This window comes from Gordonia paraffinivorans (genome assembly GCF_900683595.1).
In the GTDB taxonomy this organism is placed as follows: Bacteria; Actinomycetota; Actinomycetes; order Mycobacteriales; family Mycobacteriaceae; genus Gordonia; species Gordonia paraffinivorans.
This window is the reverse complement of the sequence record NZ_CAACYD010000005.1, coordinates 64649-90142: the sequence shown is the minus strand read 5'-3', so window position 1 is coordinate 90142 and position 25494 is coordinate 64649. Positions and strand designations below refer to the sequence as shown.

The 25494-nt window shown below is 70.5% G+C and carries 22 protein-coding genes and 1 riboswitch; of the genes, 11 read left to right on the top strand and 11 right to left on the bottom strand.

Annotation, left to right across the window (positions count from 1 at the left end; all coding sequences use genetic code 11):
* Window positions 1-19: 19 nt before the first annotated feature.
* The 8 genes from gcvP to secA2 form a co-directional block, all read right to left on the bottom strand.
* On the bottom strand, window positions 20-2890 hold the full coding sequence (gene gcvP, locus E1P53_RS02640) for an aminomethyl-transferring glycine dehydrogenase (protein ID WP_006900549.1): 2871 nt from the start codon (window positions 2888-2890) through the stop codon (window positions 20-22).
* A 171-nt stretch (window positions 2891-3061) separates the two neighbouring features.
* Window positions 3062-3155: riboswitch (glycine riboswitch) on the bottom strand.
* Window positions 3156-3248: 93 nt separating this feature from the next.
* Window positions 3249-3887, bottom strand: a complete 639-nt coding sequence (locus tag E1P53_RS02635) for a MerR family transcriptional regulator (RefSeq protein WP_006900548.1) — start codon at window positions 3885-3887, stop codon at window positions 3249-3251.
* Window positions 3888-4142: 255 nt separating this feature from the next.
* Complete coding sequence (locus E1P53_RS02630; RefSeq protein WP_006900547.1) at window positions 4143-4655, bottom strand: bifunctional nuclease family protein; 513 nt, start codon at window positions 4653-4655, stop codon at window positions 4143-4145.
* A 150-nt stretch (window positions 4656-4805) separates the two neighbouring features.
* Complete coding sequence (ftsR, locus tag E1P53_RS02625; protein ID WP_109239438.1) at window positions 4806-5492, bottom strand: transcriptional regulator FtsR; 687 nt, start codon at window positions 5490-5492, stop codon at window positions 4806-4808.
* Window positions 5493-5533: 41 nt separating this feature from the next.
* Window positions 5534-5986: a glycogen accumulation regulator GarA gene (gene garA, locus E1P53_RS02620; protein ID WP_006900545.1), complete on the bottom strand. Its 453-nt coding sequence runs from the start codon at window positions 5984-5986 to the stop codon at window positions 5534-5536.
* Between the two features lie 350 nt (window positions 5987-6336).
* Window positions 6337-6741, bottom strand: coding sequence for a glycine cleavage system protein GcvH (gcvH, locus tag E1P53_RS02615; protein WP_109239437.1), 405 nt, complete (start codon window positions 6739-6741; stop codon window positions 6337-6339).
* A 22-nt stretch (window positions 6742-6763) separates the two neighbouring features.
* Window positions 6764-7393 (bottom strand): CDP-alcohol phosphatidyltransferase family protein, encoded by a 630-nt coding sequence (locus E1P53_RS02610; RefSeq protein WP_131733385.1) that lies wholly within the window; start codon window positions 7391-7393, stop codon window positions 6764-6766.
* On the bottom strand, window positions 7390-9783 hold the full coding sequence (gene secA2, locus E1P53_RS02605; protein WP_131733384.1) for an accessory Sec system translocase SecA2: 2394 nt from the start codon (window positions 9781-9783) through the stop codon (window positions 7390-7392). Before secA2 ends, E1P53_RS02610 begins: the two co-directional genes overlap by 4 nt.
* A gap of 200 nt (window positions 9784-9983) precedes the next feature.
* Between secA2 and E1P53_RS02600 the strand changes: the two genes are divergently transcribed.
* Window positions 9984-11531, top strand: a complete 1548-nt coding sequence (locus E1P53_RS02600) for a hypothetical protein (RefSeq protein ID WP_006900541.1) — start codon at window positions 9984-9986, stop codon at window positions 11529-11531.
* A 52-nt stretch (window positions 11532-11583) separates the two neighbouring features.
* On the opposite strand, the gene E1P53_RS02595 is transcribed toward E1P53_RS02600, so the two are convergent.
* Entirely contained in the window at window positions 11584-12783 is a 1200-nt protein-coding gene (locus tag E1P53_RS02595; RefSeq protein ID WP_131733383.1) for a hypothetical protein, read from the bottom strand.
* A 177-nt stretch (window positions 12784-12960) separates the two neighbouring features.
* Here E1P53_RS02595 and E1P53_RS02590 point away from each other — a divergent pair, with 177 nt between their 5' ends.
* From E1P53_RS02590 to E1P53_RS02575, 4 genes are read left to right on the top strand one after another with little or no spacing between them, the layout of a single operon-like run.
* Window positions 12961-13329 carry an META domain-containing protein gene (locus E1P53_RS02590; protein ID WP_371830985.1) on the top strand — a complete coding sequence of 123 codons (369 nt, stop codon included), beginning with the start codon at window positions 12961-12963 and terminating at the stop codon, window positions 13327-13329.
* Window positions 13326-14309 carry a malate dehydrogenase gene (locus E1P53_RS02585; RefSeq protein WP_131733381.1) on the top strand — a complete coding sequence of 328 codons (984 nt, stop codon included), beginning with the start codon at window positions 13326-13328 and terminating at the stop codon, window positions 14307-14309. Before E1P53_RS02590 ends, E1P53_RS02585 begins: the two co-directional genes overlap by 4 nt.
* Window positions 14310-14336: 27 nt before the next feature.
* Entirely contained in the window at window positions 14337-15167 is an 831-nt protein-coding gene (ppk2, locus tag E1P53_RS02580) for a polyphosphate kinase 2 (RefSeq protein ID WP_131733380.1), read from the top strand.
* Between the two features lie 7 nt (window positions 15168-15174).
* A complete protein-coding gene (locus E1P53_RS02575) occupies window positions 15175-15471 on the top strand; it encodes a DUF503 domain-containing protein (RefSeq protein WP_006900536.1) in 297 nt (98 codons plus the stop codon).
* Here E1P53_RS02575 and E1P53_RS02570 read toward each other — a convergent pair.
* Together E1P53_RS02570 and E1P53_RS02565 are read right to left on the bottom strand one after the other, a co-directional pair.
* Window positions 15452-16030 carry a mismatch-specific DNA-glycosylase gene (locus tag E1P53_RS02570; protein WP_131733379.1) on the bottom strand — a complete coding sequence of 193 codons (579 nt, stop codon included), beginning with the start codon at window positions 16028-16030 and terminating at the stop codon, window positions 15452-15454. The two genes, E1P53_RS02575 and E1P53_RS02570, sit on opposite strands and share 20 nt — an antisense overlap.
* A 14-nt stretch (window positions 16031-16044) precedes the next feature.
* Window positions 16045-16401 carry a VOC family protein gene (locus E1P53_RS02565; RefSeq protein ID WP_109239429.1) on the bottom strand — a complete coding sequence of 119 codons (357 nt, stop codon included), beginning with the start codon at window positions 16399-16401 and terminating at the stop codon, window positions 16045-16047.
* 114 nt (window positions 16402-16515) lie between these two features.
* Between E1P53_RS02565 and E1P53_RS02560 the strand changes: the two genes are divergently transcribed.
* The 6 genes from E1P53_RS02560 to E1P53_RS02535 all read left to right on the top strand — a co-directional run bounded on the left by E1P53_RS02560 (window position 16516) and on the right by E1P53_RS02535 (window position 25476).
* A complete protein-coding gene (locus E1P53_RS02560; protein WP_131733378.1) occupies window positions 16516-19755 on the top strand; it encodes an ATP-binding protein in 3240 nt (1079 codons plus the stop codon).
* A 196-nt stretch (window positions 19756-19951) separates the two neighbouring features.
* A complete protein-coding gene (locus tag E1P53_RS02555; RefSeq protein WP_131733377.1) occupies window positions 19952-21376 on the top strand; it encodes an FAD-binding oxidoreductase in 1425 nt (474 codons plus the stop codon).
* Between the two features lie 42 nt (window positions 21377-21418).
* Window positions 21419-21817, top strand: a complete 399-nt coding sequence (locus E1P53_RS02550) for a PIN domain-containing protein (RefSeq protein WP_131733376.1) — start codon at window positions 21419-21421, stop codon at window positions 21815-21817.
* Window positions 21818-21963: 146 nt separating this feature from the next.
* Entirely contained in the window at window positions 21964-23589 is a 1626-nt protein-coding gene (locus tag E1P53_RS02545) for an FAD-dependent monooxygenase (protein WP_131733375.1), read from the top strand.
* A gap of 86 nt (window positions 23590-23675) precedes the next feature.
* On the top strand, window positions 23676-24980 hold the full coding sequence (locus tag E1P53_RS02540; protein ID WP_131733374.1) for a polysaccharide pyruvyl transferase family protein: 1305 nt from the start codon (window positions 23676-23678) through the stop codon (window positions 24978-24980).
* A 10-nt stretch (window positions 24981-24990) separates the two neighbouring features.
* A complete protein-coding gene (locus tag E1P53_RS02535; protein ID WP_131733373.1) occupies window positions 24991-25476 on the top strand; it encodes a PPOX class F420-dependent oxidoreductase in 486 nt (161 codons plus the stop codon).
* Window positions 25477-25494: the final 18 nt, after the last annotated feature.

Here is a 25494-nt window from a genome sequence, read left to right as displayed (position 1 = left end):
CATGAGGCTGCCGGGCTCGTCAGCTGCTGTAGGCCTCGATCGGCGCGCAGCTGCACACCAGGTTGCGGTCGCCGTACGCGCCGTCGATGCGACGCACGGCCGGCCACACCTTGGTGCGGCCACCGGCCGACGGCAGGCCCGTCGGGTACACCGCGACCTCCCGCGAGTACGGGTGGTCCCACTCGCCCACCAGGCACTCCGGGGTGTGCGGGGCGCCGCGCAGCGGGTTGTCGTCCACCGGCCACTCACCGCGTCCGACGCGGTCGATCTCCTCGCGGATGGCGATCATGGCGTCGCAGAAGGCGTCGATCTCGTCGAGGTTCTCGCTCTCGGTGGGTTCGACCATCAGGGTGCCGGCCACCGGGAAGCTCATCGTCGGCGCGTGGAAGCCGTAGTCCGCGAGACGCTTCGCCACGTCGTCGACGGTCACGCCGGTCTCCTTGGTGATGGCGCGCAGGTCGAGGATGCACTCGTGCGCGACGAACCCGCCCTCGCCGGTGTACAGCACCGGGTAGTGGTCGCCGAGCCGCTTGGCGACGTAGTTGGCGGCGGTGATCGCCGACAGGGTCGCCTTCCGCAGGCCGTCGGCCCCCATCATCGCGATGTAGGCGTAGGTGATCGGCAGGATGGTCGCCGAACCGTACGGCGCCGCGGAGACGGTCACGGGTCCCGGCAGCTCGTCGGCGAGCGGATGGCCCGGCAGGAACGGCGCCAGGTGCTCGCGCACCGCGACCGGCCCCACGCCGGGACCGCCGCCGCCGTGCGGGATGCAGAAGGTCTTGTGCAGGTTCAGGTGGCTGACGTCGCCGCCGAAGTGGCCGGGGCGGGCGACGCCCACCAGCGCGTTGAGGTTCGCCCCGTCGACGTAGACCTGGCCGCCGGCCTCGTGGACGGCCGCGCAGATCTCGGCGATGTCGTGCTCGAACACGCCGTGCGTCGACGGGTAGGTGATCATGATCGCCGCGATCCGACCGGGGTTCGCCTCGATCTTGGCGCGCAGGTCCTCGAGGTCGACGTCGCCGTTCTCGCGGCAACCGACCACGACGACGCGCATGCCGGCCATCACCGCCGACGCGGCGTTGGTTCCGTGGGCGCTCGACGGGATGAGGCACACGTCGCGGTCGTGCTCGCCGCGGCTGCGGTGGTAACCGCGAATCGCGAGCAGGCCGGCGAACTCACCCTGGGATCCGGCGTTGGGCTGCAAGCTGATCCGGTCGTAGCCGGTGACCGCGACCAGCCACTCCTCCAGCGTCGAGATCAGCTCGCGGAACCCGATCGAGTCCTCCGCCGGCGCGAACGGGTGCAGTTCGGCGAACCCCGGCCAGGTGATGGGCTCCATCTCGGTGGTGGCGTTGAGCTTCATCGTGCACGAGCCCAGCGGGATCATGCTGCGGTCGAGCGCGATGTCCTTGTCCGACAGCGCACGCAGGTAGCGCAGCATCGCGGTCTCGGTGCGGTAGCGGTTGAACGCCGGGTGCGTCAGGTACTCGCTGGTGCGGTTCTCGATCGGCTGCGCGAAGTCGGCCGGTTCCACGTCGGCGACGCCGAATGCCCCCAGCACGGTGCGGACGTCGGCGTCGGTGGTGGTCTCGTCGCAGGCGATGGAGACGGTGTCGGCGTCGACGCGGCGGAGGTTGACGCCCTCCTGCCGCGCCGCGGCGACGATCTCGTCGGCCCGGCCGGGCGCCGCGACCTCCACGGTGTCGAAGAACGACGCGTGCGCGACGGCGAGGCCAGCGGCGACCAGGGAGTTCGCGAGTGTCACGGCGGCGTCGTGGGTGCGGCGCGCGATCGCGCGCAGGCCCTCGGGACCGTGGTACGAGGCGTACATCGCCGCCATCACGGCCAACAGGACCTGGGCGGTGCAGATGTTGCTGGTGGCCTTCTCACGCCGGATGTGCTGCTCGCGTGTCTGCAGGGCGAGACGGTACGCCAGGTTGCCGTCCGCATCCTTGGAGACGCCGACCAGGCGTCCGGGCAGCTGACGGGTGTGCTTGGTGTTGACCGCGAGGTACCCGGCGTGCGGCCCGCCGAAGCCCATCGGGACCCCGAACCGCTGCGTGGTGCCGAAGCAGGCGTCGGCACCCTGCTCACCGGGCGGGGTGATCAGGGTGAGTGCGAGTAGGTCGGCACCGACCGCGACCAGTGCGCCGCGCTCGTGCGCGGCCTCGATGATCGGCGCGACGTCGACGATCCGTCCCGAGGCGCCGGGCACCTGGACAATCACGCCGAAGAACTCGCCGTCGGGCAGGCCGTGCCCCGGCGCAGCCGGGTCCAGGGTCGCCTCGACCACCTCGATCCCGAGCGGCTCCGCCCGGGTCTCGATGACGGCGTGGGTCTGCGGGAAGAGGTCGGTGTCGACGACGACGCGCGGCGACTTCGACTTGCCCGCGCGGCGCAGGAGGGTCATCGCCTCGGCGGCGGCGGTGGCCTCGTCGAGCATCGACGCGTTGGCCACCTCCATGCCGGTGAGGTCGGCGACCATGGTCTGGAAGTTGAGGAGCGCCTCGAGGCGTCCCTGGCTGATCTCCGGCTGGTAGGGCGTGTACGCGGTGTACCAGGCCGGGTTCTCGAGCACGTTGCGCAGGATGACGCCGGGCGTGTGGGTGCCGTAGTAGCCGAGGCCGATCATCGACCGCTTGACCGAGTTCTTCGCGGCGAGTCCGGCCAGCCGGTCGAGCACCTCGCGCTCGCCGATCGGCTCGGGCAACGCTCCGAGCACGTCCGAGTCGAGTTCGTCGGCGATGACCGCGGGGATGACGCGGTGCGCGAGCTCGTCGAGTGAGGACACCCCGATCACCGACAGCATGCGCTGCAGTTCTTCGGGATCGGGACCGATGTGACGGTCCACGAAGCCGGCGGGGGCGGGCGACCGATCGGCTGAGGACATGGAGGGCACCTCTCGCAGGCGCCGGCTGCGTGAGCCGGCGGGCGGGCCTCCCCCTCTGTCATGTCACCGGCGGATGCCGGCAGACGCCTGAGAGATTCGGTTGCCGCGCGGCCTCGCGTGGCGACCTTTCACCGTGGGCGGACGAACGGTTCGTCACTTTCCAGAGACGTCGTCACCACCACGGTCCCGGGTGCCTGAGAGTTTGGCGGAGAGGTGTTGCTCCTTCGGCGGCCGCCGTGAGGCGGCTCTCTCCCGTGGCGTAGCGACGCGCGTGCCAGTGTACGCAGGTCACCGGCCCGATGGGACCGGTGACGCGGCGAGAGTCATGAGGATCACGTGCGGGCCGACCCGCACGTGGCTATCCGGTGCGGCGGGCGCGGTTCTTGCGGCGGGCGGCCAGTTCGTCCTCGGGCGCCGCCTCGCTCACGCCGCCGTCGGCCCGTTCACCCGGGAAGTCGGCGATGGTGCCGGTCAGTTCCCGCATCGCTCCGCTGACGGCGATTCCGAACACGCCCTGGCCGCCCTGCAGGAGGTCGACGACCTCTTCGGCGGAGGTGCACTCGTAGACGGTGGTGCCGTCGGAGAACAGGGTGATCCTGGCGAGGTCCTCGACGCCGCGCTTGCGGAGGTGGTCCACCGCGACGCGGATGTTCTGCAGCGAGATGCCGGTGTCGAGCAGGCGCTTGACGATCTTGAGGACGAGGATGTCCTTGAAGGAGTAGAGACGCTGGCTGCCCGAACCCGCGGCGCCGCGGATCGACGGGACCACCAGTCCGGTGCGGGCCCAGTAGTCGAGCTGACGGTAGGTGATGCCGGCGATCTGGCAGGCGCTCGGCACGCGGTAGCCGATCAGTTCGTCGGGGACGGTGTCGTCCGGGAACAGGCCCGGCTCGATGTCCTCGAGGCTCCCCTGGACCGGTGCCGCAGGACGCTCGGTCGGATGATCAGCCGACGGGTCGTTCGACGTCACTTCGCTGTCGACCGGACGATCGCCCACTTCAGACTCCCTCGCAAAGCTCGGACCGGATGCGCGTCAGGTGCCTGACATCCACGTCCACAGTACGCGGTCCAGGCCCGGCCGGGTCACCCGATCATCATCTTCATCGGCCCGGTGGTGGAGCGCGATGTCGTGGATGACGCTATGCCGACGCGGAGGGCCGATCAACGCGACGCGCCCATATCTCAACCTCAAGTTGAGATTGAGACCTTCGGTGACCTTCTGGTTGCCGATCCGTGACCGAAGGCTCCGGGGTCAGGCGCCGCTGGCCTTGAAGTCGTCGGGCGAGACATTGTCGAGGAATTCCTTGAACTTCTCGACCTCGTCCTCGGCGGATTCGGCGGTCGCCTCCGCCCCGGCCTCGTCGGGTTCCTCTTCGGGGATGAGAAGGCCCGCCTCGGCGAGAACCTCCTCGTCGGCGATGATCGGGACCCCGGCGCGCATGGCGACCGCGATCGAGTCCGACGGACGCGCCGAGACGCGCAGGTCGCCGGCGAAGACCATCTCCGCGTAGAAGGTGCCCTCTTGCATGTCGACGATCCGGACCTCGACAAGGGTCTGACCGAACTCTCGGATCAGGTTGACGATCAGATCATGGGTCAACGGCCGCGGGGGCTCGATCCCCTTCTGCCGCAAGGCGATCGACGCCGCCTCGCTCTGCCCGATCCAGATCGGCAGGTATCGCTCACCGTCGACCTCGCGGAGCAGGAGCACCGGCTGGCTCTGCGGGGGCTCGACCCTGATGCCCACCACACGCATCTCGCTCATCTCGCACCTCCCAGACGCCTTGTACGGCGATCGATGTGATGATCTCGACGCTACACCGGTCCGGACCGCAGCGACGGCCGACGCGCGGCGGGTCGGTCACGTATTCGCAGCTCGGCGGGTGGATCCGCCGAGAGCGATCAGCGGGGCAGGTCAGTCCAGCACGTCGCGGACGGCGGCCTTGACCAGCTGGGTGTGCAGGGTCACCGACAGCGCGGCGATCTCGCGGACCAGTTCCTCGGCACGGTCGCGCGCACCGGTCCCCTTGCCCTTGGCGATCGGGCTGGCGATCTGGGCGACCAGGCCCGCCTCGCGGTCCGCGGACACCTTGAACGCACGGAGATGCCGGGTCTCGAGCCCGTAACTCGCCAGTGCCGCAGCGGCTTCGACGAGCCGGACGGCGTCTTCGTCGAAGAAGCCCGCCGGTCCCGCGGTGAGGAGGCCGTTGCGCTGCAGCTCGGTCACGAACGCCGAGTCGACGCCCGTCCGCTCGATGAGCTGCTCCCGCGAGACGCGGCCGCCGCGGGAACCGAAATCGGTCGCCGGGGCGACGGCGCCGCGGGCGGTGGACAGCGCCACCGTGCCCCCGGTGCCGAAACCGCCCTCGCCCTTGTCGATCGCGTCGAGCTGCTCCTTGATCACCTTCAGCGGGAGATAGCGATCCCGCTGGGCGGTCAGCACGAAGCGCAGTCGCTCACAATCGGCCTCGCTGAAACGGCGATAGCCGGACGGCGCCCGCTCCGGGGTCACCAGACCCTCCGACTCCAGGAATCGGATCTTCGAGATCGTGATGTCGGGAAAATCATCCCGCAACCGGGCGAGGACCGCGCCGATCGACATCGATCCTTCGCCGCGAGGGGCCGCAGACGCCGTCACGGCTGTCAGGCGTCTGCTTCGTCGCGCGGACCGCTCAGGAAGACCAGACGGAACTTTCCGATCTGGACCTCGTCGCCGTTGGACAGCGTGGCGGTGTCGACGGGCTCACGGTTGACGTAGGTGCCGTTCAGGCTGCCCACGTCGACGACCTGGAACTCGTTGTCGCCGAGGCGGAATTCGGCGTGACGACGACTGACGGTCACGTCGTCGAGGAAGATGTCGCTGTCGGGATGACGACCCGCAGAGGTCGTCGGCTGGTCGAGGAGGAACCGCGATCCCGCGTTGGGTCCCCGCTTCACGACAAGCAGCGCGGTCCCGGGAGCGAGTCGCTCGACTCCCGTGTCGGCCGGCTCACTCGAGGTGCTCGTTCCGGAATCGAGTTCATTGATGAACTCCTCCCGGAACACCGAGGTGGTCTCCACCGGCGCCTCGAAGTCCCTGTCGTTATCGCTCACCACTTCTCCTTCGTCGTCGTCAGTGCAATCGCACTGTCAGTGCGCAGTCGCACTGGTCGGCCAACCGCCCTCTCCCGGCCACCGTGTCGGCGTCCCCGACCACGTGCGCGTCGGGTCGGCGTCGGCTCTCACCGAGTCGGCCGGTCGAATCTACATGACAGTGCGGACGGGTAGATCCCGGTGCGTGATCCGCGAGAACGGTCTCCCGCGTCACGCCTCGTTGCCTATGCCGTAACCGTACCGGTCACACCGATCGCACCGGCGAGCGAGTCGACTCCGGCAACGTCGATCATATCGTCACCGGGGCGATCAGCCGGGTCGATCAGGGCCACCGGGTGGCAACGGCGTGAGACCTACCCTTCGATGACGGCGCGGTAACCCGCGGCGTCCAGGACGGCTCCCAACTGCTCGTCGAGAGACGCCTCGTCGGAGACCTCGATCTCCACCAGCCAACCCTCGCCGTACGGGTCGGAGTTGACCAGTTCGGGCGACGCGTCGAGTGCGTCGTTGACCGCACTGACCGTACCCGTCACGGGACCGTAGATGTCGGAGACACTCTTGGTCGACTCGACCTCGGCGAAGGACTCGCCGGAGGTCACCTCGGCCCCGGTGTCGGGCAGCTGCACGAACACCACGTCGCCGAGCGCGTCCTGCGCGAAGTCGGTGATGCCCACCCGCACGGTGGTCGGCCCGATCTTCTCGATCCACTCGTGCTCTGCGGTGTAGCGCAGGGTGTCTGGCACTTTGCTGTCGGTCACGGAGGCCCCTTTCGTCTTCGGATCAGACTCTACTGTCTGCCGGGGTGTGCGCTGCACGACGTGGCGGCATGTGTCGGATCACCAGCACGGTCTGATACCAGTACAGGACGAAAGACCACAGGTACAGGCCCACACCCCAGATGAGGAACGCCCATCCGACCGGGTAGGCGATGGTTCCCACGATCGAATCGAGTTGTCCGGCGAGCAACCACGGGAACGCGCTCATCAGCGCGAACGTGGCGGCCTTGCCGATGTAGAGCACCGGCAGGGCGAGCACGCCCCGGGTCTGCAGCAACGGCGCGGTCGCGAACAACAGCACGTCGCGGCCGATGATGACGCCGATGAGCCACCACGGGATGAACTCACGGAGGCCGAACGCCACCGGGATGATGACGATGTAGAGCCGGTCGGCCAGCGGATCGAGCAGCGCGCCGATCCGCGACGACTGGTTCAGGAGCCGGGCCAGTTTGCCGTCGGCCCAGTCGGAGACACCGGAGAAGAACAGAATCGCGAACGCCCACCCGTCGGCCTTCTCGACCAGGAGCAACCAGACGAAGACCGGGACGAGGACGAGGCGCAGCACGCTCAGCGCGTTGGGGACGGTGACGATCCGGCCGGGAGCCGGCCCGGCCGCGGCCTCCTGATCGGTCACCGGAAGATCCCGATGATGCCCTGCAGCGTCTTCGCCCCGCCCGAGGCGAAGAGGTTGTCGTGGACCATGTAGGTCCAGGTCGTCGTCGACCGGTGCATGTCGGCGGTGTCGAGGTCGACGCCGTCGGCGGTGATCTTGGCCTCCCGGAACGTCTTGCGCGCGTTCTCCAGCGCCTCGCCGGGCAGATCGGCGAACTCGGAGACGATCATCCGGTGGAACTCGTCGAGCGGACTCTCCTTGCCGAGTGCCCGCAGGTGGATGCTCGAGCGGGCGTCGGCGACGAAGGCGAGATGGTCGGCCCAGGCGCGGTCGAGGTGGTAGAGCATGATCTCGCGGGCGGCCTGCGACAGGACCTCGCGCGGCACCGGCGCGACATCGGTCGTCGTCGCTTCGGCTGCGGCGTCCTCCGCCGGGTCGGAGGACTTCTCCCCCGCTTCCGCGTCGACCTTCGCCGGGCTCTTCTCGCCGGTCAGCTCGGCGTACCGCTCGGGTTCGAGCTCGGCGAGCTCCTCCAGCGCCAGGTCGGTCGTGAGGATCTTCATCCGTCGCTCGACGACGATCTCGCGCTGCTGGTTGACGAGCTTGTTGTAGCGCCAGGTGTTGGCGTGCAGCTCGAGGCGGACGCCCTCGGCGATGCGCTGGGCCTGCTCGATCAGGTCGATGCCCTTGCTGCCCATCGAGCCGTCCTCGTTGGGCGAGACCGGGTCGCGCTTGAACGCCATGTTCTTGGTGACGAGCGGGTCCTCGAGGCTGGAGAAGAACACCGAGGTGCCGGGGTCACCCTGGCGCCCGGCCCGGCCACGCAGCTGATCGTCGAGGCGTGCGGTGTCGTATCGACCGGTGCCGACGACGCAGAGGCCGCCGAGCTCGACGACCTCCTCGCGCGCCTTCGGGTCGTCGGCGGAGCCGCCGAGGCGGATGTCGGTGCCGCGTCCGGCCATCTGGGTGGAAACGGTGACCGCGCCCTTCTTGCCGGCCTCGGCGATGATCTTCGCCTCCTCGGCGTCGTTCTTCGCGTTGAGCACGACCGACTTCACGCCCGCCTTGTCGAGGAAATAGGCCAGCTCCTCGGACTCGGCGACGTCGTGGGTGCCGATGAGGACCGGCTGGCCGGTCTCGTGCACGGACTTTACGTACTCGACGATCGCCTCGACCTTGTTGGCCTTGGTGTCGTAGACGCGGTCGGGCAGGTCGGTGCGACCGTTCGGGGTGTTCGGCGGGATCTGCGAGATCCGCAGGTCGTAGAACTGGCGGAACTGCTCGCCGGCCGGCAGGGCGGTGCCGGTCATGCCGCACACCTTCGGGTAGCGGCCGATCAGCGCCTGGACGGTGATGGTGTCGATGACCTCGCCGGAGTCGGTCTGCGCGAGACCCTCCTTGAGTTCGACGGCCGCCTGCACGCCGTCGGGCCACCGCTGCAGCTGCGCCACCCGCCCGCGGGAGGCGTTGATCAGGTGCACGCCGCCGTCGCGGACGATGTAGTGGATGTCGCGCTCGAGCAGGAAGTGGGCGTGCATGGCCACGTTGAGGTGCACCAGGGTGGTGCCGACGTGTTCCTCGCTGTAGAGGTTGATGCCGCCGAGCTCCTCCTCGACGAAGGCCGCACCCTCGTCGGTGAGGGTGACGTTGCGCCCCTCGGGGTCGATCTCGTAGTGCTTCTTCTTCATCCGCGACACGACGTCGTGGATGGCCTGGTCGGGCACCTCGGTCTCGGTGGAGCCGGCGAGCACGAGCGGAACGAGCGCCTCGTCGACCAGCACGGAGTCGGCCTCGTCGATGATCGCGACATCGGGCTTCGGGGAGACGAGGTCGTCCTCGGACAGCGCGAGCTGGTCGCGCAGGACGTCGAAGCCGATCTCGTTGACCGACGCATAGGTGACGTCGCCGGCGTAACCCGCGCGGCGCTCGTCGCGGCTGGAGTTCTCCGACAGCGCGTGGACCGCGATGCCGAAGACCTCGAACAGCGGCCCCATCCACTCGGCGTCGCGGCCGGCGAGGTAGTCGTTGACGGAGATGACGTGCACCTGGTGCCCCTGCAGCACGTAGCCGATCGCGGCGATCGCGCCGGCGAGGGTCTTGCCCTCACCGGTCGCCATCTCGACGATGTCGCCCTCGAGCAGGCGCAGCGCGCCCTGCAGCTGGACGTCGAAGGGGCGCAGCCCGATCGAGCGGTCGGCGGCCTCGCGGACCAGGGCGAGGAACTTGGCGCGGTCACCGGGCCGGGCACCGATGTCGAGCTTCTCGGCCTCGGTGACAAAGGCGTCGTCGGCCAGATCCGCGGCCCAGTCGGTGTGGTTGCCGGCCTCCTTGATCAACGCCAGCGACTTCGACTGGTTACGAGTCGACTGGGCGCCCAGAAGTCGCCACATGCTGTTGGTCAGCTTTCCCACCGAAACACTTCTCCTGATCGTTTACCGGCCAACTACCCGACCCGACGGGCCCCGCGGGCCGTCAGGTCAGCAACAACGGTACGCGGACCCTGGTAGAGCGGGGTCGGCGACATTATGATCAGTCCACCGATTTTCCCGCAGATCTCGACCCACCTTCGCCTCCCGGCACCGGACGGTGTCACCGACCCCGAGGACGGCCGATGCCCGCGACGCCCGAGTCCAGACGCAGGATGCGGTTCGTGCGGGCCGTGGCGGCCGGCCTCGTGATCGCGACCGGGATCGGTCTCGGAGCGTTCAACGCCTGGTGGGTCGCCCTGGTCGTCGGCGTCCCGCTCGTCTTCGTCGGACTCCTGATCAGCCCACGCCCGTCGCGGGTGTCAGAACTGCCCGAGTTCCGCCGAGGTGTGACCCGCGACGCACCGCAGGCCGACGTGGAGGCCCTCACCCGCAGCAGCCTCACCGCCGAGGACCTGCAGCCGACGATGGTCTCGGCGACCATCCACCTGCCCAACGACACGTCCTATCGCGCGCGGTGGCTGACCGCCATGGGCAAGGGGCATTTCGAGGCCCTGTCGTCGAACCCGCGCACGACGCTCGGCCCGGCGCAGGTGCCGCCCCGCGACCCGTCGGCCACCCCGCGGTTCGACGACCATCCCGGCCGCTGGGCGGTGATCTATCCCGCGGTGACGTTCCTGTCGACCTGCGCGCTGCTCTTCGGCGTCGCGGAGAACTGGGAGGTCTCACTGCCGTCGTTTCCGTCCATCGACTCGGTGGTCGGCGGCGTCGGCGGGGGCGACGACGCCGCGCCGGCCTCGCTCGCCGCCCGCCACCAGCGCCTGCTCGACGCGATCGTCGAGTACGAGGGGCCGTCGGCGGTGCGAAACGTGTTGCGGCTCAACTACAGTCTCGGATCGGGTTCCGACCAGGCGGTCGTCTTCGACCCGTCGAACGGACGCGCCACGAGCATCAACGTCTACAGCGGCGGCTCCAACTCCTCGGCGGTGCCGAACCTGGACCGCGCGGACAAGACCTTCGACGCCGCGGAGATCGACCCGACGTCACTCGGCGAGATCGCCGGGGCGATGGTGCCGGAGGTGGCCGGCATGCTCCCGGAGGCAACGCTGGAGCGCCTGTCCATCCAGCGCCCGCAGGCGAACGCCCCGGTGACGCTGACCGGCACCCTCGATCCGGGGGACGCGTTCATCCGAGACGTGGACATCCAGGCCCACACCGACGGCACGGTCGCCAAATTCTTCGATCCGGGCGACTTCGCGGTCGCGTTCGCGGTGGGGCGCGAGGCGCTCGCCGCCGCGCGCATCGCGCCGAACGCCCCCGTTCTCGACGGCTTCGTGCTGCGCGGCATCGCCGACAACACCCCCATCATCAGCGCCAGCAGCATCCAGAACAGCGGCGGCGTGCTGTTCCGGTACACCACGCCCGACCGGACGGGCCAGATCGTGGTCGCGCCGGGCAGGTTCCCCGAGATCAGCACGACCACCGGTCGCTTCCGCAACGACCACGGGTTCGCGTTCGACGCGCTGTCGCCGCAACTGTTCGATCGCATCCGCGACGACTCGATGCGACGCGGCTCGATCCCGGCGTACGACCGCAACGCGGTCACCATCGACGTCACCGATGTCCCGACGACCGACGCCGACCACGTCATCCGCATCGAGATGGCCCGGGTCGACGCGTCGAAGGGCATGTACACCCTCGACGGACGGTTCATCAAGCCTGCGCACTACTGAAGCGGACACGGACCGTGCCGAGTGGACCCGAGCCCGCAGCGGCCGGTGTCGGCTATGCCGGACCCGCCTCCAGCGCGCGCCTGGTCACGTTCTCCAGCTCGGACAGCGCGGCCTGCGGCGGGTGCAGAACCCCTCGATCGGTCATGGTGGAGACGATGTCGCGGACGCGTCCGTAGTAGGAGGCCTGCTCGGTCGGCGTGCTGCTGGCCGCGGCGTGGTTGTACAGCTTCAGCGCGGTGTCCAGCGAGTTCCGGTCGGCCGGGTCCAGATAGCCGGTGCCGACACGCCGACCGTGCTTCTCGCACGCGATCCATGCTCGACGCAGCCGGCGGACGGACTGCTGGTAGGCGTCGGCGATCCCGCGGTCGCCCGGGTAGGCGTCGGTGCGCAACGCGCCCGCCTCGTCGAGGGCGTGGTGGAAGTCCTGCGTCTGCTCGACGGTCACGTCGGTGACCGCCGGGTACCGCAGCAGCATGGCCGGATCGAGTTCATAGCCAGCGTAGGCACGCAGGATCTCGTCGTGGCGGCGGACGGATTCCTCCCACAGGCGCCGCGCGGCCTCCTCGGTGCCGGCGTCGGCGATGCGCGGGCGGCGCAGGTCCACGTCCGGCTCGCCCCTGGGCAGCGGTCCGTCGTCCTCCGGTTCGGGGGCCGAGCCCACCGAGACGCTCACCGTGGAGCGGGCGACGTCCGCGGCCGCCGCCTGCTTGCGCGTCGACACCCGCTCCGGGGCGTGGGCCCGGAGCCGATCGACGATCGCCGTCACGGCCGGGTCCCCCTCGACGATCGCGACGCGCCACCGGTCGGTGTCGAGATCGTCGTCGACGTGCGAGCCCACCTTCAGGACGTCGCGCGCGAACGTGAGCGCGAGGTACTTCTGGCCGAAGACGGTGAGGTGTTGCGACCGACCGGTCGACGCCGAGGTCTCGTCGGCCGATCCCCCGACCGCGAACGACCGCAGCGACTCCAGCGGATACGAGACCAGTTCACGGCGCTCGTCCCCGAAGTAGACGGTCTCGTCGTCGACGGTCAGCAACACCGCGCCGCGCCGGCCGAGCCGACCGTGGGCGGCGATCGCCATCGAGCATCCGAGCAGCCCCGCGACCACCGCGGCGGTCGTCATCCCGCCGACGCCGGCGACGCGCAGGCCGACGAGTGCCACGAGCGCTGTCACCGTCAGCAACCCGGCCGCGGCCGCAGAGTTGTGGTGCCGACCCGTCAGATACTCGGTCCGACATGTAATCGAGACCACAGCCCCACCTCCGCTCGGCATATCGCTTCGCCCGTCCGGTCGGCTACCGTGGTGGACGTGAGTCTCGGGGATCGCGCTCAGTCGTCACACCGCCGCCACCCAACCCGTGGACGTCGCATCAGCTTACGCACTGTCGCACTGGTCAGCGCGCTGTTCGCGGCCGCTGTCGTCGGTGCCGTGAACGACGCCCCGGGCCGGGCGGCCCCCGCCGACCCGCACTTCGTCGGCAGGTCCTACACGTCGACCGTCGTGAACAGCGCGCAGATCCCCGGCGGAGGACCGTTGCAGGTGAGCTTCCCGGCCGCCAATCGCATCTCCCTGACCGCCGGCTGCAACCGGCACATCGGCGAGCTGCAGGTCGACGGACCGTTGCTCCGCCTGGGCGCCCTGGCGTCGACGATGATGGCCTGCCCCGGCCCGCGTGCACAGGCCGACGACTGGATCACCTCGTTCACGTCCGAACCCCTCACCTGGTACTCGGTCGGTCAGGCGCTCGTCCTGGTCGGCCCCGACGCCCAGGTGCTCTTGACGGAGAAGTACTCATGAGCAGCCCAGCACCCGCTGTCGTCACCGTGACCGGAGCGGCAGGCAGCATCGGTTACGCCAGTGTCTTCCGCATCGCGGCGGGCGAGATGCTCGGGCCCGATCAACCGGTCGCCCTCCGCCTGCTCGAACTCCCGCAGGCGATCCCCGCGGCCGTGGGCACGGCCATGGAACTCGACGACGGCGCCTTCGGCCTGCTCAAGTCCGTCGAGGTCCTCGACGACCCCCGCAAGGCGTTCGACGGCGCGAACTTCGGTCTCCTGATCGGAGCGCGACCGCGCACGAAGGGCATGGAGCGGGCGGACCTGCTCGCGGCCAACTCGAGCATCTTCGCCTCGCAGGGCGAGGTGATCAACGAGGTCGCCGCCGACGACATCCGGGTGATCGTGGTGGGAAATCCCGCCAACACCAATGCCGCGGTCGCCGCCGCGCACGCCCCCGACGTCCCGGCGGAGCGGTTCACCGCGCTGACCCGGCTCGACCACAACCGCGCCGTCGCCCAACTCGCCCACCGCGCCAGCGTCGACGTCGGCGAGATCAGCCGCGTGACGATCTGGGGCAACCATTCGGCGACCCAGTATCCCGACATCTTCCACGCCCGGGTCGGTCGTCGCAGCGGCGCGGAGTACGCGGCCGACCGCGAGTGGCTCGTCGACGACTTCATCCCGACCGTCGCCAAGCGCGGCACCGCCATCCTGGAGGCCCGCGGGGCGTCGTCGGCCGCGTCGGCGGCCAACGCGACGATCGACCACGTCCGCGACTGGGTGCTGGGCACCCCGACGGACGAGTGGACCTCGGCGGCGCTGCCGTCCACGGGCGCCTACGGTATCCCCGAGGGCCTGGTCAGCAGCTTCCCGGTCCGGTCGGTCGACGGCCGCTGGGAGATCGTGGAGGGACTCGAGATCAACGAGTTCTCGCGTGCCCGCATCGACGCATCCGTCGCAGAATTGCAGGCCGAGCGGGACGCGGCCTTCAACCGCTGAGCGCCTTCGGATCGTAGGCTTCCCACCATGGCCAAGAAGGACAAGGGCAGGCACGGGAAGATCCCCAACAAGGTCTACGAGGCGGAGTTGTTCCGCCTGCAGACCGAGCTGGTCAAGCTCCAGGAGTGGGTGCGCGCGACCGGCGCCCGTATCGTGGTGGTCTTCGAGGGCCGGGACGCGGCCGGCAAGGGCGGGACGATCAAGCGCATCACCCAGTATCTGAGTCCCCGCGTCGTGCGGGTCGCGGCGCTGCCGGTCCCGACCGAGCGCGAACGCGGACAGTGGTACTACCAGCGCTATGTCGCGCATCTGCCCGCTCCCGGCGAGATCGTGCTGTTCGACCGTTCCTGGTACAACCGTGCCGGAGTCGAGAAGGTCATGGGCTTCTGCACCCCCGAGGAGCACACCCGGTTCCTGCGGCAGACCCCGATCTTCGAGCAGATGCTGATCGACGACGGGATCATCTTGCGCAAGTACTGGTTCTCGGTCTCGGTGGAGGAACAACTGCGGCGGTTTCGCGCCCGCATGGAGGACCCGGTGCGCCAGTGGAAGCTGAGCCCGATGGATCTCGAGTCGGTGTACCGCTGGGAGGACTACTCGCGCGCCAAGGACGAGATGATGGTGCACACCGACACGCCCCAGAGTCCTTGGTACGTCGTCGAATCCGACGTGAAGAAGCACGCCCGCCTCAACATGATCGCGCACTTCCTCGACAGCATCGAGTACCACGAGGTGCCGCGGCCGAAGGTGAAGCTGCCCAAACGTCCGATCGAGTCCGGCAACTATCAGCGTCCGGCGCGCGAGCTGTCGAAGTACGTCCCGGACCACGTCGCGACGCTGATCCGCACCGACCACTGAGGACCGGATGTGGATCGGGTTCTGCGAGTTCGACTACCGGCTCGGTGACGTCCACTCGCTGAAGCAGAAGCGATCGGTCGTCCGGCCGATCGTCGCCGACATCCGGCGCCGCCACCAGGTCTCGGTGGCCGAGGTCGGACACCTCGACGTCCATCGGCGCGCTTCGATCGGCGTGAGCGTGGTCGCCGCCGATCGCGGACACGTGGTGGACCTGCTCGACGCGATCGAGCGGACCGCCGCCGATCACCCCGAGGTGGAGCTGCTCTCGGCCCGCCGGCGCATCATCAGCGCCGACGATCTGTGACCACGCCGGCGGCGACCGCCGCCTGCCGATACGCCGCGGCGAGCGAGTCGACGGTCTCGTGCGCGTTGAGTCCGCTCGGATTCGCCACGACCCAGAGCTCGGCCCCGTCCCACGTCTCCTCCTGACGACCGGGCACCGCGTCGCGGCGCCCGAATGCCGTTCGGTAGGCGGTGATCCCGGCGACCGCGACGACGCGCGGGCGCACCCGCGCCACGCGTTCGCGCAGTCGCCGTCCGCCTTCGCGCAGTTCCTCGGCGGTCAACTCCGCCGCGGTCGCGGTGGCCCTCGGCACGACGTTGGTGATGCCGACGCCCCGCGCGGTCAGCATCGCGGCGTCCTCCGGCGACATCCCCTGCGACGCATCGATCACGCGGTCGACGATGCCCGCGCGGGCCAGGGCCGGGTAAAAGCGGTTACCCGGCCGGGCGAAATGCGCCCCGGTCGCCGCCGTCCACAGGCCCGGGTTGATCCCGACGAACAGCAGGCGGCAGTCGTCGCCGATGAGGTCGTCGACCGTGCGGTCCCGGTGGGCGAGCAGCTCCTCCTTCGTGAACCCCATCCGCGCGGGCCGTCTCAGCCCTCGTGTCCCGGCGCCACGCAGAACTGGTTGCCGTCGGGGTCGGCCAGGGTCACCCAGGAGAAGCCGGGCATCTCGTGCTCGGCGACCCTCGTGGCCCCGGCCGCGACGAGCCGATCGACCTCCGCCTCGACGTCGTCGGCGGTCAGGTCCAGGTGGATGCGGTTCTTGCCCGGTGTCGGGTCGCCGACCTTCTGGAAACCGAGCCTCGGTGCCGCCTCGCCGAGCGAGACGACGACGAAGAACCCGTCGTTCTCCTGAATGATGTTTCCCCCGAGCTGTTCGGCCCACCACCGGGCCAGCGGAACCGGGTCGGTGGAGTCGATCGAGACCATTCCCACTGTAAGAGCCATGGAAACAACCTATCGCCGGGCCGCCGGCGGTGGGGCCGGAACCCGTGCCACGGACGCCGCAACCGGTTTCGCAGTCCGTCCCGCTGTGTGGCGACGCCCACTACACTCACGCTGATGCGCGGATTGTCCTACACGCTGCTCGGCGGTCTCGGGGCCCAGATCGGTTCGGAACCCGTCGAACTCGGCACCCGCAAGCAGCGGGCCACCCTCGCGCAGCTCCTGCTCGCCGAGGGCGCTCCGTTGCGTGCCGACCGGCTGATCGAGGGCATCTGGGCCGACGAGCCGCCCGAACGGGCCGAGGTGTCGTTGCAGTCCTACATCTCCGGGTTGCGCAAGGCTCTCGAACCCGATCGTCGGCCGCGCAGCCCGTCGACGGTGCTGCTGACCCACGGCACCGGTTACAGCCTGCCGACCACACCCGAGCAGGTCGATCTCCGGCGCCTGTCCGCGGATGTCGCCTCGGCGCGAACCCTGATGCAGGAGGGCGACACCGCGGCGGCCGCGCCGCTCCTGCAGAACGTCCTCGACTCCTATCGCCCGCTGCTCCCCGAGTTCGAGGGTCTCGCCTTCCGGGACGAGGCCGCCGACCGTCTCGATCGCATGGTCGGCGCCGCTCGCGAGCTGTCGTTCGAGGCGCGGATGGCCGCCGGCGACCATCGGCTGCTGGTCACCGAACTCGAAAGTGCCGTCGGGCAATCCCCGCTCGACGAGGGGCTGTGGGTCCTGCTGGCCACGGCGCTCTACCGCGTCGGCCGGCAGTCCGACGCGCTCGGGGCCATCGCGAACGCACGCCGGATCCTTGCCGAGGAGATCGGGGTCGATCCGGGCCCACGACTGCGCGACCTCGAACGCGACATCCTCGACCAGGCCGCGCATCTCGACGCGCCGGCCGCGCCCCGCGACACGGCGAGGGTCGGCCGGGACGGCGGCCCGTCGTCGGCGGGCACCGGCGACGGACCCGGGGCCGACTCCGACGCCGGCTCCACCGGGCCGGTCGGCGCCGAGCCCGACGACGGGCCCGCACTCGTCGGCAGGGTCGACGAGCTCGCCGCCCTGCACCGGTCGGTGCTCGCCTCGATGACCGGTCCCGGCGGTGTGGTGGTCGTCGAGGGCGAGCCCGGGGCGGGCAAGACCGCGCTGATCGACGAGGCCGGGCGGCGAGCGGCCGGGGCCGCGGACCTGTTCGTGCTGTGGGGGCGCTGCGTCGACGATCCCGCCGCGCCGTCGATGTGGCCGTGGGTACAGATCCTCGGCGCGGTCCTCCCCCGCCTCGATCCCGCCGACCGCGAGCACCTGCTCGACAGCCCGCTCGGGCGCATGGTGACCGAGGGCGTCAACGTCATCCCGCCGCCGCGCCAGATGTCCGACGCCGCAGCGCGTTTCCAGTTCTACGACCAGGCCGCGGACCTGCTGGACGGGGTGGCCGGGCGCCACAAGCTGATCATCGTCCTCGACGACCTGCAGTGGGCCGACGGGGCATCCCTGGAACTGTTCGCGCACATGGCATCCCGACGGACGCCCGGAGTCACGTTCTTCGCGTCGGTGCGCACCCCCGTCCACCGGCGGATCGTCGCGTCGACACTCGCCCGGCTCGCTCGGCTGCCCGAACACCGGCGTCTCACGGTCGGCCCGCTCGGCGGCGACGACATCTCCGAGCTGATCCGCCGCGAGACCCTGCAGTGGCCCGAGGTCGCCACCGTCTCGTCGATCGAGCGGCGCACCGGCGGCAACGCGTTCTTCGTCCGGGAGCTCGCACGCATCCTGGCCGCACAGGGGTCGATCGCCGCCAACGCGGTCCCGTCAGGAGTCCGGGACGTCGTCCGGCAGCGTCTCCTCGGCATGTCGCCGCAGACGTCCGAACTCCTCGACGTCGCGGCGCTCATCGGCACGCGCGTGGACCTCGTCCTGCTGGCGTCGGCCACCGGGACAGCCGTCGACGAGACACTCGAGCTGCTCGATTCGGCAGCGGCCGCGGGCGTCGTCGACCTCGGTCCCGAGGACCCGTTCGGCTTCAGCTTCAGCCACGACATCATCCGCGAGGCCATCGCCGACGGCATACCGTCTACGCGCGCCCGACGCATCCACCTGGCGATCGCCGACGCGCTCGCGTCGAACACCTCACCGCACGCGGTCACCCGCATGGCGCGACATCTCTGGTCCGCAGGTCCGCTGGCCGATCGCGAACGGACCATCGAGGCGCTGCTGGCCGCCGGCGACATCGCCCTGCGCACCTACGATTTCGACGGCGCGAGCCGTCATCTCGGTGACGCCGCGACGCTGGCGCGGGCCACCGGAGACCAGGAGGCCGAGTTGCGGGCGATCGCCGCCCAGCACGCGAGCGAGGTGTCGGCGCACGGCTACTTCGCCGTGGAGGCAGATCTGCGGGAGCGTGCACGTTCCCTTGCGTCGGCTCTCGGTGACACCCGGTTGCTCGCCGACCTCGACTACGCCCGCTGTGCCGCGTACATCCAGGTCTCCGACACCGACACCGGGCATCGGCTCGCCACCGAGCTGAGGGCACGGGCGGAACGGTCCGACGATCCGGTGGTCGTGCATCTGGGCATGCAGATAGCGGGCTTCGACGAGTTCAGCCGCGGAGACTTCGGCGCGGCGTACCGCATCCTCGACCGGTACGCCCCCATCGAGCCCGTGCCGGGCCTGCGCGACGACCAGCTGGCGATGGCGCGCGGATACCGCGCCTGGGCGACCACGATCCATCTCGGCCGAGACGCCGGACGGTCCCTGTTCGGCACGCTCGCCGACACTCTCGGGGATCCGCGGTCGCGCCTGGGTACGGCGATCTTCGCGGTGGGGGCGGCGGCGATGATCGGCGACGCCCGGTGGGCTCTGGAGGCCGGGCAGATCATCGACTCCGACCGGCCCGGCCCGCTCGCCTACCTGCGCCGCAGCGGCGAGCGCATGTCCTGGTGGGCACGGGCGATGACCGGCGACGTCGACGACGCCCTGACCCGTATCGACCAGCTCGAGGCCGTCGAGCGCAACGGGGACGACCGCAGCGGGGGCGACGCCGGGGAGGACAGCAGCGCCGGTCACGTCCGGCAGCGCACCGGAGAGGGTTTCTGGCTCGGCCTCCACGCCGAGGTCCTCATCGCCGCCGGCGAGCTGACCGGCGCCGCCGCACTCCTCGACCTGGCCGCGCGGACCGGGGAGCGCTACGGGGACGCCCATCGCATGCTGGTGCGCGCCCGGTACGAGTACGTCGGCGGCCGCACCCCCGGGGTGGTCGCCGACACCCTGGCCCGTGCCCGTCGGACGGCCCTCGACCAGGACGCGCAGGCGCTCGTGCAACGGGTCGACGCGCTCGCCGACGAGTGGGGGCTGTCGTCGGGTTGATCCCCGACGGGCGCGGGTGAGCGGATAGGCGGTGCGGGTAGGCCGTGTGGGTAGGAGAGCCGCAGGCCCAAGCCTGCCCCAAGTCGTCGTCAAGAGTCCTCGGACAGGCTGATCGGCACACCGGGAGGGTCCTGCCGCCCGGTGTCACCGACCCGGCCCCGGCATCCACGCCGGCAGACACCAGAGGACGCCCTGCATGACCGCAACCCCTGCCTCCCCGACCGGCGGGCCCGAGAACCTGACCGTCCGGACCCGCAGTTCTGTACTCGCGCAGTTGCGCGCGCGCATCGCCGGCGAGGTGTTCGGTCCCGGCGACCCCGGCTACCGCGAGGCGTGCGCCGGCTTCAACCGGATGGTCACGCACCGGCCCGCCGTGGTCGCCCTCCCGGAGAATCCCTTCGACGTCGTGGAGGCCGTCCGGTTCGCCGCCGAGGAGGGCCTGCGGGTCACCGTGCAGGCGACCGGTCACGGCACCGGCGTGCCAATCGACGGCGGCCTGCTCGTCAACACCTCCCGGCTCGACGGGGTCACCGTCGACCCGATCGCCCGGACCGCCCGGATCTCCGCGGGCGCCACCTGGAAGACCGTTCTCACCGCCGCGGCCCCGTTCGGCCTGGCGCCGCTGATGGGCTCGTCGAGCGGTGTCGGTGCGGTCGGCTACACGCTCGGCGGCGGGTTCGGCTGGCTCGGGCGTCGCTTCGGGCTGGCGTCGGACGCGGTCCGCTCCTTCGATCTCGTCACCCCGGACGGCACCCCACGCCGGATCACCGATTCGAGCTCCCCCGAACTGTTCTGGGCGCTGAGGGGCGCCGGCGCCGGGAGCCTGGGGGTCGTCACCGCGATGGAGATCGGCCTCGTGGCGGTGTCGACGGTGTACGCGGGCAACCTCTTCTACCCCGTCGACGACGCCGAGGAGATCTTCGCCCGGTTCCGCGACTGGGCGCCCACGCGACCCGAGGAGTTGACGTCGGCGGTCGCGATCCTCAACCTCCCGCCCACCGACGACGTGCCGGAGCCGTTGCGCGGCGGCAGCTTCGCCGTGGTGCGGGGCTGTTGGTCGGGAGACGTCGACGCGGGCCGACGCCTCGTCGACGAGTGGCGTGAGTGGAGGACCCCGCTGATCGACATGTGGGACGAGCGGCCGTTCACCGACGCCGACGCGATCAGCATGGACCCGGTGGAGCCGATGCCGCACCTGGTCACCACGGAGTGGTTCGAGGACCTGCCCGACGACGCGATCGACGTCATCGCCCGCCGGGTCCGGCCCGCCGCCGGGTCCGCGCCGCTCGTCGTCGGGGAGATCCGCCACGCCGGCGGCGCCGTCGCCCGTGCCGCGGCGACGGCCGCCAACGACCGCGCGCGGTCCGGTGAGTTCCTCCTCGAACTGATCGCCGCTGTCCCCGATCCCCAGGTCGCACTCGCCGTCGAGTCCGCTCTGCGCGTCACGCGACAGGAGTTGGCCCCCTTCGTGACCGGTGCCGCCTACCTCAACCTCGTCTCCGGCCCCGAGCGTGCGGCTCGCGCCTACGCCGCGTTCGGCGCCGAGAACCGGCGGCGTCTGGCCGAGATCAAGGCCGCCGTCGACCCGTCGAGGCGGTTCAGCCGCGGCGACATCGTGTGAGCGGTCGTCGCACGGTTGCGTCACCCGCCGCGTTGTGGGCTGATGTCAGTTGTGAGCGACCAACCCACTCCCCTCGCCCCCGTGCTCATCGTGGACGCGGCGAACGTCGTCGGTTCGGTCCCGGACGGGTGGTGGCGCGATCGTCGGGGCGCCGCGGAGCGGTTGCGGGATCGCCTCGAACCCCTGGCCGTGACGGGTCTCGACTCGCTGCCGGGGCCGCTGGAGATCGTCCTGGTCGTCGAGGGCAGGGCCCGCGGCGTCCGCTCCTCCGGGAACGTCGAGGTCGTCGAGGCGCCCGGGTCAGGTGACGACGCCATCGTCGACGAGGTACGCGCACGGCCGGATCGGCGACGGGTCGTCGTGACCGCCGATCGCGGTCTGCGTGCCCGGGTGACCGAGCTGGGGGCGGAGGTCCTCGGCCCCTCGGCGATCCCGCGCTGACCGGTCCCGCGCTGACCGGTCCCGCGCTGACCGAAACCCGCCCGGGCGAGGAAGACCCCGGACCGGATTTCCCGAGCGGTCACGCCCGATGGCGGATCGCGATGATAATCCTCTTGCGACAACACCGTCCGAGAGGAAGCCTCCGCATGAACGACTTCGACGTTCTGATCGCGGGCGCCGGCCCCGTCGGCCTCACCGCCGCCGTCGAACTGCGGCGACGAGGGGTCGGGGTACGGATCGTGGACCCGATCACCGAGCCGCCGCAATACGCGAAAGCCGTTGGCATCCAACCCCGAACACTCGAGGTGTTCGAGAGCATGGGTGTCGTCGAACCCGTGCTCGACGCCGGGCTCGAGATGCGCGGCCAGCTCATCTACGTCAACGGCACCCAGGTGTCGCGCTTCCACCTGTTCGTGCCCGACGACGTCCCCTACCGCTTCCACCTGATGCCGCAGTACGCCACCGAGCAGGTGCTGCGCGACCGGTTGCTCGATTTCGGCACCAGCGTCGAACGCGGGGTCCGCGTGTCGGCGTTCGAGCAGGACGACGACGCCGTCACCGTCACGCTGACCGACCTCGACGGAGGGTCGAGCACCGTGCGCGCGTCGTACCTGATCGGTGCGGACGGGGCGCACAGCACGGTCCGAAAAACTCTCGGCCTGACGTTCGAGGGCGGGGCGTTCCCCGAGCAGTACATGCTCGCCGACGTCGCGGTGGACTGGTCCATGCCGCGCGGATACGCGGTCCGGACGATGCACCAGCGGGACGACGGCACCACCGACGACCTTCTCGTGGCCATCCCGCTGCCCGGTCGCGGGCGGTACCGCATGTCGATGTTCGTGCCCGACGAGCTGGCCGTCGCGCCCGGCGGGCAGGATGTCGCGCACGGCTTCGAGGGAACCCGGGCACCCGAGCTGTCCCACATCCAGGCCGTCGTCGACCGCCTTGCGCCCGAACCCGCGACGGTCTCGGATCTGCGCTGGTCGTCGGTCTTCCGCATCAGCCACCGGATCGTCGACTCCTACTCGCGCGGCAGGGTGTTCGTCGCCGGCGATGCCGCCCATATCCACCCGCCGACCGGCGCGCAGGGCATGAACACCGGGATCCAGGACGCACACAACCTGGCGTGGAAGCTGGCCCTCGCCGTCCACGGGGACGCCGCGCCGGAACTGTTGCAGACCTATGACCTCGAACGGCGGCCGGTCGGTGAAGAGGTCGTCGGCCGCACCGTACGCGATGCGCGGGAGGGCATCGGCGCCGACTCGGACGACATCGGCTTCATCATGCGGCGCGAGGCGCAGCTGTTGATCTCCTACGCCGACAGCCCGCTCGCCGCCGGCTCGGCGCTCCCGTCCGCGGCGGCCGCGCCGCGCGCCGGTGAGCGGGCCCCCGACGCATCGGGCCTGAGCCGCGAATCGGTCAACCACCCGTTGCGGTTGTTCTCGCTGCTCGACGGGGTCGACCACGCGCTGATCCTCTATGCCGACGCGACCGCGGGACCCGCGCAGGTGCCGTGTCTCGAAGCGCTCGCCGACGACGCAGTCGCCACCGCGCGCGGCCGCATGACCGCGCATGTGGTCGCCGCCCCGACGGCCCAGGTCGGCAGCATCGAGATCCCGCTGCTGCGCGACACCGAAGGCCACTTCGCCGCGGGGTACCGCCCCGACGGCTCGACGATCTTCGTGATCCGGCCCGACGGCCACATCGGATACCGCGGTCCCATGGGCGACACGCACGCCGCGCTGTCCTATCTCGAGTCGACCTTCCGTTAGTCGCCCGAGCGAGCCGTGTCGTCGCCCGCGTCACACCCCGGCAGACCGACGGCGTGCTCGTCACCCGGCCACCGTAGGCTCACCCCATGACCAGATGGGGGCAGGTGGAGCGGGTTCGGTCCCTGGCCGGCCGTGTCAACTCGTCGGCTCGGCGCCGGGTCGACGACTCGTACGTGGGCCGGTCGCTGGGCGCTCGCGAGGTGATCTACCTCGTCGCCCCCACCGGGTATCCGAACTACGGCGACGAGATCATCGCCCGGACCTGGCTGCGGCATCTCGCCCGCGTCCGACCCCAGGCCACCGTGGTCCTGGACTGTCACAGCCCGGGATCGGCGAACGTCCTGCTCCGCGACGCGCATCCGCGGATGAGCGTGGTCGACACCCTGTGGCAGCTCACCAATCACGCGCGCGACGCCGAACCGTCGAACCCGTGGGAGTGGGTGTCGCGCGCGGCCGTCGACTCGGGCCTCGCGCCGCGACTGGCGGTCGGACTGGATCTGCTCGCCTCGTCAACCACCATCCACCTCCTCGGCGGCGGATACGTCAACACCGTGTGGCCGCACCACGTCTCGCTGTGCGTGGCGGCCGAGGCGGTCGCGCAGCGCAGCGGGGCACGACTGGTCGCGACCGGCCAGGGCCTGGTCCCCACGGTCGAGGAGCCCGCCTGGTCGGCTCTGACCGCGGCGCTCGGTTCGTTCGACGTGATCGATGTCCGCGACTCGGCGTCGGAGAAGGCGCTCGCGGGCCTCGACCACGTGCGCCTCTCGGGCGACGACGCGTGGCTCGCGCTTCATCGGCCGATGCCCCCGCTCTACCGCGAAGAGCCACCCTCCGCGGAGTCCGCACGCGATCCGGGCGTGGTGCTGTGTCTGCAGTCGGATCTCACCGAGAAGTTCCGGGGGCCGGGCGGATCGGGGCTGGAGGCGCTCACCGACCTGGTCCGCGCGACCCTCGACGCCTGGGACGTCCCTGGTTCGGCGGTGACCGTCGTCGAGGGAATCCCCGGCCACGACTACGAGATCCCCCACCGCCTGGGATCGCGGCTCGACGGCGCACGCGTCCTGAGCTTCCGAGACATCTGGTACCACGGGCTGCCCGCGGGGCGCGGCGACACCTGGATCAGCACGCGCTTCCACCCCCATCTACTCGCCGCGGCCGCCGGCGACCCGGGAGTCGCGATCGTGCCGATGCCGGAGTACTACTCCACCAAGCACCGATCCCTCATCGACGCCGGATCCGCCTGGACCGTCGTCGAATCCGGCGACGCCGTTCCCGAGCGTCCGACGGCGGGCGGGTTCGGCGACGCGGGCCGGGCGCGTGCGATCGAGACGAAAGTCGCGTCCGCACATGACATCTACCCGGTGGCCCCGCTGCTCGCCCATCGCGCGTAAGGTCGGCGGCATGGCGAGAACCGTTGCGAGAGCCGATGCCGTCGACCATGCGGGACTGCTGGAGTTCGTCCGGCCGCGCCACCAGATGATCCTCAGCACCATCCGTTCCGACGGTCGGCCGCAGATGTCGCCGGTGACCGGCGGTGTCGACGATCAGGGCCGCATCGTGATCTCCACCTACCCGGCCCGCGCCAAGGCCGCGAACCTCCGCCGCACGCCGGTCGCGAGTGTGGTCGTGCTCTCCGACGAGTTCGCCGGGGCATGGGTGCAGATCGACGGCGACGCCGAGGTCATCGACATGCCCGACGCCGAGGACGCCCTCGTCGACTACTACCGCTCGATCGCCGGGGAGCACCCCGATTGGGACGAGTACCGGGCGGCGATGCGCCTGCAGGGCAAGTCGCTGATCCGCATCACCCCGACGCAGTGGGCTCCGATCGCGACGGGTGGTTTCCCCGCCGACGTCGCGGCGCGCCTCGACGAACAGGACGGCTGACCGGCCGCCTGCCGTCCC

Coding starts and splice junctions, on each gene's coding strand:
- ftsR (WP_109239438.1), bottom strand. CDS start 5,492: ATGTCGATCGGCGCGGTCCTCGCCCGGTTGCGGGATGATTTTCCCGAC.
- E1P53_RS02540 (WP_131733374.1), top strand. CDS start 23,676: ATGACCAGATGGGGGCAGGTGGAGCGGGTTCGGTCCCTGGCCGGCCGT.
- gcvP (WP_006900549.1), bottom strand. CDS start 2,890: ATGTCCTCAGCCGATCGGTCGCCCGCCCCCGCCGGCTTCGTGGACCGT.
- E1P53_RS02535 (WP_131733373.1), top strand. CDS start 24,991: ATGGCGAGAACCGTTGCGAGAGCCGATGCCGTCGACCATGCGGGACTG.
- E1P53_RS02565 (WP_109239429.1), bottom strand. CDS start 16,401: ATGGCTCTTACAGTGGGAATGGTCTCGATCGACTCCACCGACCCGGTT.
- E1P53_RS02630 (WP_006900547.1), bottom strand. CDS start 4,655: ATGAGCGAGATGCGTGTGGTGGGCATCAGGGTCGAGCCCCCGCAGAGC.
- E1P53_RS02600 (WP_006900541.1), top strand. CDS start 9,984: ATGCCCGCGACGCCCGAGTCCAGACGCAGGATGCGGTTCGTGCGGGCC.
- E1P53_RS02555 (WP_131733377.1), top strand. CDS start 19,952: ATGACCGCAACCCCTGCCTCCCCGACCGGCGGGCCCGAGAACCTGACC.
- E1P53_RS02575 (WP_006900536.1), top strand. CDS start 15,175: ATGTGGATCGGGTTCTGCGAGTTCGACTACCGGCTCGGTGACGTCCAC.
- E1P53_RS02560 (WP_131733378.1), top strand. CDS start 16,516: ATGCGCGGATTGTCCTACACGCTGCTCGGCGGTCTCGGGGCCCAGATC.
- E1P53_RS02570 (WP_131733379.1), bottom strand. CDS start 16,030: ATGGGGTTCACGAAGGAGGAGCTGCTCGCCCACCGGGACCGCACGGTC.
- E1P53_RS02545 (WP_131733375.1), top strand. CDS start 21,964: ATGAACGACTTCGACGTTCTGATCGCGGGCGCCGGCCCCGTCGGCCTC.
- E1P53_RS02550 (WP_131733376.1), top strand. CDS start 21,419: ATGTCAGTTGTGAGCGACCAACCCACTCCCCTCGCCCCCGTGCTCATC.
- ppk2 (WP_131733380.1), top strand. CDS start 14,337: ATGGCCAAGAAGGACAAGGGCAGGCACGGGAAGATCCCCAACAAGGTC.
- E1P53_RS02585 (WP_131733381.1), top strand. CDS start 13,326: ATGAGCAGCCCAGCACCCGCTGTCGTCACCGTGACCGGAGCGGCAGGC.